This window comes from Pseudanabaena sp. PCC 6802, assembly GCF_000332175.1.
Taxonomy (GTDB): domain Bacteria; phylum Cyanobacteriota; class Cyanobacteriia; order Pseudanabaenales; family Pseudanabaenaceae; genus PCC-6802.
Genome location: NZ_KB235914.1, coordinates 3,319,567 through 3,331,394 on the forward strand (window position 1 = coordinate 3,319,567; position 11,828 = coordinate 3,331,394).

Annotated in this window: 13 protein-coding genes and 1 tRNA gene; 11 read left to right on the forward strand and 3 right to left on the reverse strand. The window is 48.2% G+C overall.

Annotation, left to right across the window (positions count from 1 at the left end; genetic code table 11):
- Positions 1 to 515 precede the first annotated feature (515 nt).
- The 6 genes from PSE6802_RS0121155 to PSE6802_RS0121180 all read left to right on the forward strand — a co-directional run bounded on the left by PSE6802_RS0121155 (position 516) and on the right by PSE6802_RS0121180 (position 5,222).
- Positions 516 to 1,499: a response regulator transcription factor gene (locus PSE6802_RS0121155; protein ID WP_019502035.1), complete on the forward strand. Its 984-nt coding sequence runs from the start codon at positions 516 to 518 to the stop codon at positions 1,497 to 1,499.
- 181 nt (positions 1,500 to 1,680) lie between these two features.
- Positions 1,681 to 2,667, forward strand: coding sequence for a 2Fe-2S iron-sulfur cluster-binding protein (locus tag PSE6802_RS31380; RefSeq protein WP_019502036.1), 987 nt, complete (start codon positions 1,681 to 1,683; stop codon positions 2,665 to 2,667).
- A 4-nt stretch (positions 2,668 to 2,671) separates the two neighbouring features.
- Entirely contained in the window at positions 2,672 to 3,394 is a 723-nt protein-coding gene (locus tag PSE6802_RS0121165) for a V4R domain-containing protein (RefSeq protein WP_019502037.1), read from the forward strand.
- A 2-nt stretch (positions 3,395 to 3,396) separates the two neighbouring features.
- Complete coding sequence (locus PSE6802_RS0121170; protein ID WP_019502038.1) at positions 3,397 to 4,008, forward strand: hypothetical protein; 612 nt, start codon at positions 3,397 to 3,399, stop codon at positions 4,006 to 4,008.
- Positions 4,009 to 4,087: 79 nt separating this feature from the next.
- A complete protein-coding gene (locus PSE6802_RS0121175; RefSeq protein WP_019502039.1) occupies positions 4,088 to 4,552 on the forward strand; it encodes a globin family protein in 465 nt (154 codons plus the stop codon).
- Between the two features lie 25 nt (positions 4,553 to 4,577).
- Entirely contained in the window at positions 4,578 to 5,222 is a 645-nt protein-coding gene (locus PSE6802_RS0121180) for a hypothetical protein (protein WP_019502040.1), read from the forward strand.
- A 305-nt stretch (positions 5,223 to 5,527) separates the two neighbouring features.
- Here PSE6802_RS0121180 and PSE6802_RS0121185 read toward each other — a convergent pair whose 3' ends face one another.
- Positions 5,528 to 6,730, reverse strand: a complete 1,203-nt coding sequence (locus tag PSE6802_RS0121185; protein ID WP_019502041.1) for a phosphoglycerate kinase — start codon at positions 6,728 to 6,730, stop codon at positions 5,528 to 5,530.
- A gap of 64 nt (positions 6,731 to 6,794) precedes the next feature.
- Here PSE6802_RS0121185 and PSE6802_RS0121190 point away from each other — a divergent pair, with 64 nt between their 5' ends.
- The gene (locus PSE6802_RS0121190; protein ID WP_019502042.1) at positions 6,795 to 7,190 is read left to right on the forward strand and encodes a universal stress protein; all 396 of its coding nucleotides are present in this window, start codon (positions 6,795 to 6,797) and stop codon (positions 7,188 to 7,190) included.
- 3 nt (positions 7,191 to 7,193) lie between these two features.
- Here PSE6802_RS0121190 and PSE6802_RS0121195 read toward each other — a convergent pair.
- A tRNA-Leu gene (locus PSE6802_RS0121195) sits at positions 7,194 to 7,274 on the reverse strand.
- 322 nt (positions 7,275 to 7,596) lie between these two features.
- On the opposite strand from PSE6802_RS0121195, the gene PSE6802_RS0121200 reads away from it, so the two are divergent.
- From PSE6802_RS0121200 to aroA, 4 genes are all read left to right on the forward strand, one after another.
- A complete protein-coding gene (locus PSE6802_RS0121200; RefSeq protein ID WP_019502043.1) occupies positions 7,597 to 8,034 on the forward strand; it encodes a hypothetical protein in 438 nt (145 codons plus the stop codon).
- A 14-nt stretch (positions 8,035 to 8,048) separates the two neighbouring features.
- Positions 8,049 to 9,314 carry an aldehyde dehydrogenase family protein gene (locus PSE6802_RS0121205; protein WP_019502044.1) on the forward strand — a complete coding sequence of 422 codons (1,266 nt, stop codon included), beginning with the start codon at positions 8,049 to 8,051 and terminating at the stop codon, positions 9,312 to 9,314.
- 2 nt (positions 9,315 to 9,316) lie between these two features.
- Positions 9,317 to 9,712 (forward strand): lactoylglutathione lyase, encoded by a 396-nt coding sequence (gloA, locus tag PSE6802_RS0121210; protein WP_026103451.1) that lies wholly within the window; start codon positions 9,317 to 9,319, stop codon positions 9,710 to 9,712.
- A gap of 71 nt (positions 9,713 to 9,783) precedes the next feature.
- A complete protein-coding gene (aroA, locus tag PSE6802_RS0121215) occupies positions 9,784 to 11,130 on the forward strand; it encodes a 3-phosphoshikimate 1-carboxyvinyltransferase (RefSeq protein ID WP_019502046.1) in 1,347 nt (448 codons plus the stop codon).
- On the opposite strand, the gene PSE6802_RS0121220 is transcribed toward aroA, so the two are convergent.
- Positions 11,127 to 11,759 (reverse strand): DedA family protein, encoded by a 633-nt coding sequence (locus PSE6802_RS0121220; RefSeq protein WP_019502047.1) that lies wholly within the window; start codon positions 11,757 to 11,759, stop codon positions 11,127 to 11,129. The genes aroA and PSE6802_RS0121220 overlap by 4 nt on opposite strands.
- Between the last annotated feature and the right edge of the window lie 69 nt (positions 11,760 to 11,828).

Sequence of the window (11,828 nt, forward strand, 5' to 3'; positions counted from 1 at the left end):
GCGGTTTTCAATTGAGAACGGGTTTTATTTTTGGGGTGAAGGGGTTCCACACGGCAGTGGCTCTAGCGGGAAACCCCCAAGACCGCCCTGCCTCCCCTTCTTGGGGGCAACGCCCCCAACCCCCCTACTCCTTCCGATCTGAAAACCGCTATATAACTATTTATTTTTGTTGCACCCTGATTTAGTGCAGGCGAGTTTTGGGTAAAGATAGTGTAAGGATATAGCCGTAGACAGATCGGTTATTACAGGGGGTGTGGGCGCAGCGCCCACACGCAGGGGTGGAAACCCTGCACCCCGTCCTAAGCCTATTGGCTATAGCTATAAAGTAAAAAATAAGGAAAAGGCGGGAGCATCCCGGTTTTGCAATTACCCCTCCACCTCCGGTACCTCCCCTTGCCAAGGGGAGGATGGGTGGGGTTATGAACCTGCAAACTTGAGATGCACCCGAAAAGGCGGTTGTTTGACTGCATAAATTAGTTGCGTCAGGGGGATAGTAAAGGATGAGGATATTAGGAATGGAAGCACCAAACAGGAGCAACCCTAAAGTTCAAGATCGAGATTTTCTACAGATTGTCCTGGCTGAGTCTAACTCAACCATTAGCGAGCCAATTGTAGCTGAATTAGGCAAAGACCAACATCGGATCGTCAGATGCGCCAACCTTCAAGAGACAAATCGGGCAATGGACAGTCACGTGCCCGATCTGTTAATTATTGGCAATTTAGAAGATTCGAGTTGTTTAGAGGTATTTCGCGAGTGCGCGCAAAAATTTCAAAATTTGCCGATAATCTTGCTGTGTCATACGCTTGAGGTCAACCAATTTTTCAAGGATTGGGTAGTTGCCAAAGGCGGCTGCGATGTCATGAGCGGTTCCCCTACAAAACTGCATCTACTCAGGCAAGGGTTGCAAAATTTGATGGGTCGAGACCAGTCTGTCGAACCAGCTCAAGCTGCTCCTGCGCCTGCAAAAATTCAAGAACCTGCTCCACCACCTGCACCTGCATCTAAGCCTGCATCGAATCTGCCCAGCCCGCCGCCGCCACTACCAAAACCACCACAAGCGATCGCGCAAAATGCCAAACCTGCACCAAAAGAGCCGGTAAAAGCTGCCCCAATTCCCACCTCAAGCCCTGGTAAGAGTTCGCGCTTCCAACAAACCTTAACTTATCAACAAACTCTTGCCGCCCTGAATGAAATTTCGGAAATAAGTCTCAAGTACTTCGGAGGTCTGGTGATTGGTAATTATTGGAAAAAAGCCCATAAAAGCTTAACAGCAGAACATCTCTGGCTGGAATGCTGGTCGGTCGATCATACTGGGGTAATTTCCTTTGTCAGCCAGGATATCCCGCAAGAAAACCTGACTGAGAGGCAATTCGAGAGTTTACTGCTTTGGGTCAAAGGCTTTCTTAAGGAATGCGATCGCATCATTGCCGATTACATAGAGCTTTTGCGGCAGAGCAACCCATCCGAACAGGTCAAACAGATTATTACCAATCTCTAAACACTCATAAGCATAAATTATCATGTAAATGCTACTGCCTTGTAAATATTTGGGTAGTATTACATTCAAGAGTTGTATTTGATTTTTAATATTAACTTTTGTAATTACCTTACAAGTGCTTGCTGCGATCGGCAATTTCAAATTAATTTAAACCATCAAACAGGGGAGATATTAATAAATTATGACCAAATCTAATCGTACGGAAGAAAAGTCACACACTGTTTCCTCTGCTGATGCCCGACATAATGCTGCCACATTGAGAATAGTCCTGGCCGAATCCAACCCTGCAATCCATCAGAGACTACTAAAAACTATTGAAGGGATTGGCAAGTGGATTGTCTATCCTTGTTCGGAATATACAGAGCTAGTCCAGACCCTCTCATCCGGTGCTGCCGATCTGCTGATTTTAGGTAATGTCGATAATGGTAGTTGCTTTGAAATCTTCCAACTCTGTAATAAGGAATGGGATAAGTTACCCGTAATTTTAGTATCCCATGAAGTCGTTATCCCTGAGTTCTACCGTCACGCGCTAGCAGAGAGCAAGGGCTTGGGTGGTGTTGTTAGTAGCGATCCCATCAATCATAACGAACTGGTGCGCGTAATTCAGAATGTCACCGGAGTGATTCGCGCCCAGAAACAGGCACAGTCTTTGAATTTCCCCTCGGTTAAAGATGTGGATACTTTTGTCCCGTTACAAATTGACAGCCAATTAACAACAGCAGCCACAGGCGAACAATTACTGAACGTATTACTCAGCAATAAAGTTAACGTTCTCAAAGCCTGCGGTGGCAACGGGCGTTGTGCCACCTGTCATGTCTTTGTGAAAGAGGGGATGGATGCTTTATCGCCTCCTACACAGCAAGAACGTTTGACATTGAGTTTAATGCGGATCGAGCAATCTAATGCCCGTCTAGCTTGTCAATGTAAAGTTTTGGATCGCGGCGTTGTTCTAGAAGTTCCCAAGGGGAAATATGTAAATTCAGAAGCAGAATTAGAGTCACTGGTTGGCAAGAAAGCACAGCAATCTCTCGTGCACCCATTCACAGGGGAAGTGTTGGTGCAGGAAGGAAAACTCATTCTGCGCACTGCTTTGGAAAAAATGCAAGAACTAAACCGCGAGTTCGAGAAAGAAATGGGAGTTCTATTATCCTTGCACGAAGGTATTTAAAATTATGAAAACCACGAAAGAGATCGTAACTTTTCAGACTCCTCCAGTTCCCATGCCCTCTGTCTGGAGAGTCTGTCACTACAGCCGATACACCTTCTTCAACTTCGATATGCAGCAAGGTGAGATCTGGGACTATCATCAGCAACGCAATATTCTAGCAGGAGAAGAATTCATCGTTTCTCTGCTCAAAGGCTTAGAGCATGAAGTTGGTGAGTCCGCTGGCTGGCTGCTATACACGATCGGTCTGAACTGGGGCAAGCAAGATGCGATCGCATTTGAAGAATGGTTGGAGGGGTACTATAAACTCACTCTGCAAACTGCTAATCTCGCCTTTGCCATGGAGACATGGTGGTGGCCCCTAACCGCCCAAGGTTGGGGAACGTGGAAGTTAGACCTGCAATCACTCAAAGATGGCTTCATTTTTGTCGATCTGTTTGACTCAGCCGTGGCTAAAACGTTAGGTAATATCGGTAAGCCTGTATGTCACCTTTATGCTGGCCTGTTAGCAGGATTCTTTAGCGTAGTCTTTAATAAGAACCTGAGCAGCACTGAAGTGCAATGTTACTCTATGGGTAATGATTTCTGTCGTTTTCTCATTGGTTCAGAAAAACGCATTCGAGCCACCGAGTTTTGGATTTCTTCCGGCGCAACAGCAGCGGATATTGAGAACCGCTTCCTCGCAGAAGAAATTCCCGCTGAAGTCGAACTACTAGTCAAAGAAGGTTAGACATGAAAAGCGATCGCGGCTCGACCAAAAAAATAAAAACCGATTTCCTCAGCCTGTTTCTGAGTTGGCTAAGAGGAATTGGGAGCAAACTGAGGCGCATGGTGAGGCGCTTGCTTTACCCAAATCGGGGTAGACGCGCCCAGATGGTGGCACATACGCCTGACATTAAAATTGCTCCATTAATGGGAGCAGAGAAGATTCATCAAATGGAATCTTTAACTGTTGGGAGTTTGATGACAAAAGTAGAGTGGCAGGCTCCCCAAAAGATTAGCGCTGAAATACCTCTAGAAACTCTAGAAGCAACACCTACCCGTAAAAGTATCCCTGGATTTGACGAGTCGGAATCTCTAACGGTGGGTAATGCACGCGCAAGCTTGCAGCTAACTACACCTCGCCCTGTTACGGAGGAAATGCCTGAGCCTGACTCAAAAGTGGCAGTTTCTTCAATCCAGGCGGTATATCCTTCCGATCGCATGCCTCCAATTATGGGAACAGAACAATTCCCTCGCCGACGCTCTTTAACAGTTGGCAATCTACTGGAGACCGTCCAGTGGAAGACTCTCCAGTCACCTTCTCAAACCTCTACTATCGAAGACAAGATTAATTGGGATTAGAAGTCTAGATTGTAGCGCCAGCTTAGACCAACTGGAGATACAAGTTTTACAGATATCGCAAATTTAAGGAGAATAATTCATGATTACTTTATTAGAAAATGTCCTCGAGCGAGCGGATGGTAATTACGTAAGTCCTGAGGATCTTCAGCTTTTGGATAAGGCACTTTCTTCTTGGAAGGCTCGTAAAGCGGCATATAATGCCTTGCAAGAGAAGGAACCTGACATTATTAGCGCTGCTGTGACAATGATGAAAAATGGCGATCGCTTCGAATCGAAACCAATGGATAGTCTGGGGGTAGATCGCTGCCAAAGAGATATGACTTTGGGATTGCGTTGCTGCGCTCTTGCCATGCTGTTACAAGATGAAGAAATGCTGAAAGATAGAGTACTGTACTGGCAACAAAATATTTTCCGTGCCATGCAACTGAACTATCAGGGCTACAAGTTTCTTTGGCAAGCAGTCAAATCTCAACTCCCCGGCGAGCAGGCGGCATTCTTTAGCCCCTACATGAAGCTTGCCCATGAAATGATGGCCGCCGAGTAAATATTAACTGACAAGGAGAAAATCGATGGAATTATCCTCCCCACAGAAGGAGTCAATTCCTTCTAGTTACTTTAACCCAAGAGCTTATGTCAAGTCCAACCCCGCCACAGGCTTGTTAGCTAGCCGCCAGGGCAAGCGCTTGATCGCTTTACCGGAATTACTAATTAGTAGCATTCACGACACCTTGCACGAAGAAGCTGGAGAAGCAGCTCCCATCGCTTTCTATACATTTGGCTTCAGTTGGGGCAAGTCTTTCTACGAGAGAATGCGCAAAGAATTGGAAGTCTATAACGGCTGCTCCATTGACGAGATGAATGCTCCTGAATTTTTTGCGACTTTGCAACAGCTCTGGGGCGTGCATGGCTTAGGTCAAATTACCGTGGATTTCTCTTTTGCTAAACAGGGGCTTTTGCTGGTGACAATTGAGAACTCAGGTATATCCAAAGCGGAGGCGCGCTCTGTATCTAAATCCTTCAGCATAGAAGCGGGATTTCTTGGAGGTTGGTTTTCAGCCCAAACTCAGCGCGGTTTGGGTGCTTGCGCCACCGACTGGGATGTAGAGCTTCGCCGAACGCAGTATTTAGTTGGAGCAAAATCGCAAATCGAACAAATTGAGTCGAAGTTTATTAGTCAAGGCAAGAGAACGCAAGCGATTATGGAAAATATTTAAGTCCTAGGATCGATCCCAGTAACCGTAAAGGGGTCAGGCACGGGGGCACTGCCCCTACGGTTATCGGTATCGATCGATCCGTTTGTGCGTGGGAATTATAGCTGTAGACAGATCTGTTAGGACAGGGGGTGTGGGGGCTGCGCCCCACGCAGGGGTCCACCCCTGCACCCCGTCCTAAGCCTATTGGCTATAGCTATAGCTAGTACACCAAAACCAAAGTTTTGGAGGGGGTGGAGGGGGTGAAACCCCCTTCTGGGGGCAAAGCCCCCCATTCCCCCATGTTGCAAAATTTATGATTTGCGACACTAGGCATCGTTTAATGCCGCAATGCCGGGGAGGACTTTGCCTTCCAGCAGTTCAAGGCTAGCGCCACCACCAGTAGAGATATGGCTCATCTGTTCGGCCACGCCTACTTTTTCTACTGCTGCTACGGAATCGCCGCCACCGATGATCGTGATCGCACCTTTGCCAGTTAGACCGGCTAGGGTATGGGCGATCGCTTCGGTACCGACAGCAAACTTATCAAACTCAAATACACCCATCGGGCCGTTCCAAATGACGGTTTGGCAGTCCGCTAAAGCATCTTGAAATACTTTGACGGAGTCAGGGCCGATATCCAGACCCATCCAGCCATCGGGAATACCGTTGATGCTGACGGTTTGCGAGTTAGCATCGGGCTTGAAGTCATCGGCGACAACCACATCTGTGGGCAAGAGGAACTGCACGCCGCGCTCTTTTGCCATTGCTTCTAGCGATCGCGCTAGATCTAACTTATCTTCCTCAACCAAAGATTTACCTACTGCTAAGCCACGGGCTTTGTAGAAGGTGAAGATCATGCCACCGCCGAGGAGCAACTTATCGACCTTGCCGAGCAATGCTTCGATCACACCAATTTTGCTCGATACTTTAGAACCACCCACGATCGCTGCTAAGGGGCGCTTTGGCGAGTCAATCGCACCGCTGAGGTACTGCAATTCTTTGTCCAGCAGGAATCCAGCTACAGAAGGACTGAGGTACTTCGTCACGCCTTCGGTAGAGGCATGGGCGCGGTGAGCAGTCCCAAAAGCATCATTGACATACATATCTGCCACCAAAGCAAGCTTCCGTGCAAATTCTGGGTCGTTTTTCTCTTCTTCAGGGTAGAAGCGGACGTTTTCCAGCAATGCTACGCCGCCATTACCCAAGTTGCTAACTTTAGCTGCTACATCATCGCCAATGCAGTCATCGCACTTGACCACAGGTTGCCCTAATAACTCGGCCAAGCGAGTAGCGATCGGGTCAAGTCGGAGGCTCTCGGTAACACCTTTTGGTCTACCCAAGTGACTAGTTAGAATTACTTTAGCACCAGCATTAGTCAAATGCTGAATGGTTGGTAGTGCTGCCCGAATACGGGTATCATCCGTAATTGCACCCGTTGCATCTTGAGGGACATTAAAGTCAACCCTAACCAAAACTTTCTTGCCCGCGAGGTCAGAAGAAGTTAAATTTGCTAAAGTTTGCTTAGGCACTGGAAAAATCCTCCAATTTTTACTTGTGTTTGTTAATGTCGTTCTAGATCTTACCTAAGAGTAGATGTTTAATACGATCTTGTTTCCTGTCAATCGAAGTCGCGAAGCCCGTCAAGCCGCTGACGTGGCGATCGAGATGGTAAAAAAATATCAGGCGCGATTGGTTGTCCTGTCTGTAGTTGAACCTGCTGAGGGTGAAGATGCGAACGCAGCATCCGCTGAAGCTACAGAACTATTGAATAAAGTCAAAGCTACCCTGCAAGAAGTAGGGATTGCCGCAGAACTGAAACTTGCGCAGGGTAAGCCTGCGTTTGCCATCTGCGATGTTGCCGATGAAGTTGGAGCAGACCTCATCATCATTGGTTCTCGGGGCATGAGCCTGACAGACGAACACCCCGAGGGCAGCGTTAGCCAGAAGGTAATTAACCTTTCCCCTTGCCCAGTTCTGGTCGTACCCTGATTATGCGGATGAAAGGACTCGAACCTTCACGTCAAAGACACTAGAACCTAAATCTAGCGCGTCTACCAATTCCGCCACATCCGCGAACCGAATATCCATCATACTGCAAACTGGGAATGGCAGTGATGGCAATCTATAAAAAATTTAGGTTGTTGTAAAAAATTCACTGACGTAAGGGCAGGTTTTGTACAAGCACTATTGGTAAAAGTCAATAACTTCTATCCAAACCTGCCCCTGCCCGTACATAGAGCATATAAGTGAAAATTTACAGGTAGAAATTTCTTCGCTGACCGCTGCTAGCTAACTTTCACACATTATTTCAGATTGCTATATGACAATTTGCCAGTGTTAAAATTTCATCAGAGACTGTCTGGAACCTAATTGCAAGCGGTCTACCATCCCCTTTGTGCAACTACCAAAAGCTCCAAAATCAAAGGCGCAAAAAATCGACCGATCGCAGGTCTATCCTTGCCCGTGCCCAAAACGCGCTAAACTCAAACCAATTACGCTGACTGATGCCTTTGGCTGCGATCGCTGCTCTTTAATTTTTGCGATCGAAGATGATAGCTACAGCTTAGTACGCCTAGGAGGTATAGATCCCTATCGCCGTGCTTGGTATTGGAATGGCATGCGCTGGCAGCCCGTACGCCATGTCAACTTCAATTACGCCAGAGAACTTTTACCGATACAGCTAGTTATGGTGCTATCGGTTGTATTAATGTTTTTATTATTAGTAGCTATTAGCCAAACTCAAGATAGAAGAATTCTGCTTGCGATCGTAGTTACTATTCCAATTATTCTAGTAGTCTACTGGTTATTACTGTTGCGCCGTCGGGAACCTTAGTTGAAGATCGAGTTATGAATACAGTAAGCCCAGTACCTGAAGATTTAACGGGTTTTGTCTATCAATCCCATGCAGCTTCCATGTACCTTGCCTCCGTCAAATTCGAGCAGAGGAATCAAATCCTGCAAGAAATCGCAGAAGTTTTCAAGCAGCAGCGCAATCAGGTATTAGAGGCGAATACGCTCGATCTTGAGGCCAGTCGAGAAATGGCCGTACCTGATATTCTGCTGGAGTGGCTGAAACTAACACCGGAACGCCTCCAAAACGCAATTGACTGTATTAAGCAACTAGCATTATTGCCCGATCCTCTATCTGCAGGTATTTCCAACCCCGATGGCTTCAGGCGCGTGCCGCTAGGCGCAATGGCATTTGTTTATGAGGCATTTCCCCAACTGGGACTGGTGGCAGCCGGTATGTGTTTAAAGGCGGGGAACAGCCTGATCCTCAAGGGGGGAAACGAAAGTATTAACACCAATACCGCGATCGCAAATATCATCCAGGATGTACTGCATAGTTTCGACCTACACGATGCCACGCTGGCGATCGCTCCTAAGGGCAGTGCCATCAAAGATTTACTGACCCAGGAAAAGTATTTACGATTGGCAATTCCCTACGGTCGTCCTAGCTTTGTCCAGCAGGTGTGCAAACAATCAACTGTGGCAGTAATGCCTTCGGTAATGGGTAACTGTTATGCCTATATCTCCCCCACCAGCAGCCTGGATTATGCTTACCAGATCGTCAAATCCAGTCGCAGTAGCGAGCCTGACCCTGTCAATGCCATTGAAAAAGTCATAGTACATCGCGACTGGCTCGATCGCGGTCTGGTGGACTGGATTATTCGCCTGCAAGAACAGGGACTGGCAGTGCGGGGCTGCGACACCATTGTGGCGCACTGTCGCCCGCATATAGATCGCCTGCACAGCGAAGTGGCCGCAGAGACCCAGTGGGGACAAGCTTATCTTGACGACATTATTGCAATTCGGGTAGTGGATCGCCTCGCTGAGGCGATCGCCTGGATAAACCAGTACAGTAGCGGTCATGCCGATGCCATCCTCACGGACTCGCTCCAGGAAAGCCACCAATTTGCCAACGAAGCCAATAGCAGTACCATATACATCAATACCCCAAATCAATTTAAGCGTCTTGGTAGCCTGGATGCCAATGGCAATAAACGAGTACTGCTGGGGATGTCTAGTCTGAAGACGCGCGGTTCATCTCGCCATCCGGGCGCGATCGATTTGTACGCTCTTACTACTACTAAACGAGTTATAACGGGTTAACTATGAAACTTCTCCACACAATGCTCCGGGTTGGCGATTTAGAGCGCTCGATCGCTTTTTACTGCGATATTTTGGGAATGAAGTTGTTGCGCCGCAAGGACTATCCCGATGGCAAATTTACCCTGGCATTTGTCGGCTACGGCGATGAAGCCAGCAATGCTGTCATCGAACTAACCCATAACTGGGATACGCCATCCTACGATTTGGGTAATGGCTTTGGTCACGTGGCTTTGGGAGTTGAAAATATCTATACTGCCTGCGATGCGATCAGATCGTTGGGTGGTAAGGTGACGCGCGAACCGGGGCCGATGAAACATGGTTCTACCGAAATTGCTTTTGTTGAAGATCCCGATGGCTACAAGATCGAACTGATCCAACTCAAAGGCAGGGCTGATTAGTTGCTTGTTAATTGCACTGGTTTTGTTGCAAGATTGTGGGGTTGGCAAAAACAGGTACTTGCAAGCTTTTAATGAAAGTATTAATCGATCTCGACACAACGCAGGCGCACCAGCGCCTCACTATTGATACTACTGGATCGGCAAAATCGGGGTTAAGGGGTAGCATATCGATACCAGGGGATAAGTCTATTTCCCATCGGGCTTTAATGCTGGGTTCCCTGGCGGAAGGTGAAACGCGAATTCGGGGCTTGTTGTTGGGGGAAGATCCGCGCAGCACTGCCGCCTGTTTTCGGGCGATGGGAGCAACCATATCCGATCTCAACTCCGATCTGGTTTGCGTGCAGGGGATTGGCTTAGGCAACTTAATGGAGCCACAGGATATTCTCGATGCTGGGAACTCCGGTACGACCATGCGGCTGATGCTGGGCGTTCTGGCCAGCCATGCCGGACGTTTTTTTGTCGTGACTGGCGATCGCTCGTTGCGATCGCGCCCCATGTCCCGCGTAGTCAACCCACTGCGTCAAATGGGTGCCAGTATTTGGGGGAGGGAAAGCGGAGCCAAAGCACCGCTCGCCATCTCAGGGCAAAACCTGTTACCAATGCGCTACAACTCACCTGTTGCTTCCGCACAGGTGAAGTCTTGTCTGCTGCTAGCAGGCTTAATGACTAATGGCGAGACAATCGTGACGGAGCCGGAGCGATCGCGCGATCACAGCGAACGGATGCTGGCAGCCTTTGGTGCCGATCTGACCGTTGATGTCAGTACGAATACAGTGTCGCTAAAAGGACCTGCCCGCTTGATCGCTCAAGAGATTACCGTACCGGGTGATATCAGTTCCGCCGCATTTTGGTTAGTAGCTGGTTCGATCGTGCCGGACTCAGATTTGCTAATTCAGAATGTTGGCGTTAACCCCACGCGTACGGGCATTCTGGAGGCACTGGCAGCAATGGGAGCCGATATCACGCTGGAAAATGCCCGTGAAGTAACTGGCGAACCCGTAGCCGATCTGCGGGTTCGATCGACCAAACTCAAGGCTTGCAAAATTGGCGGTGGGGTCATCCCGCGCCTGATTGACGAAATTCCCATCCTGGCAGTTGCGGCTGCCTTTGCCGAAGGCACTACCATCATCGAAGATGCCGCCGAACTACGCATTAAAGAAAGCGATCGCATTGCAGCGATGGCAAAAGAACTCTCTAAGTTAGGCGTAAATATCAGCGAGCTACCCGACGGTCTAGAAATTAAAGGAGGCAACCCGTTAGTGGGAGATGCCGTGGACAGTTACGACGATCACCGCGTTGCCATGAGCTTAGCGATCGCGGCGCTGATGGCAGATGGCAAAACCGTCATCGATCGTGCCGAATCTGCGGCGATCTCCTATCCATCATTCGTTCCTACTCTGCGACAGGTTTGCGTTTAGTCAAAATCCCGCTGCGACTCCTTTTTCTTTTTGAGGATGCGAGTGACGATAAAAGCGATCGCCGCCACGATTAGAATTACTAAAACGATCTTGGAAACAGGCCCGAGATAGTCATCCACCAAGGTATAGTTTTTGCCCAGCAAAAAGCCAGCTCCCGTTAAGAAAGTCGTCCAAATGGCAGTGCCAATTGTGGAATAAATGACAAATGGTGTCAGTGGCATCCGCGCAATACCTGCGGGAATGGAAATTAGGGTGCGCACTACTGGCACGAGGCGACCAAACAGTACGCCACGAGTACCGTACTTCTCAAACCAATGTTTAGAACTGTTAACATCTTTACCCGAAATGCCGATCCACTTACCGTAACGATCCATCAACCGTCCTAAACGCTCCGCCCCTAACAGCGATCCTGCAAAATACCAAGGAAAAGCACCCAGTACCGTACCAATTACACCTACGATGATCGACGGTACTAGCTGGAGTTGCGTATTAGGTAAGGAAGCCGTGTAGCCTGCCAAGGGCATGATCAGTTCGGAAGGAATAGGGGGGAATAGATTTTCTAGAAACATGAGCAGTCCAATTCCCAAATACCCCAGGGAATTCATGGTGTTAACGATCCATTCATTCATCCGCCTAAATTCCTAATAGTTAAGAACAAAGTACTAGCTACTAAATCATGGTATCGCTATTCGGCAAGA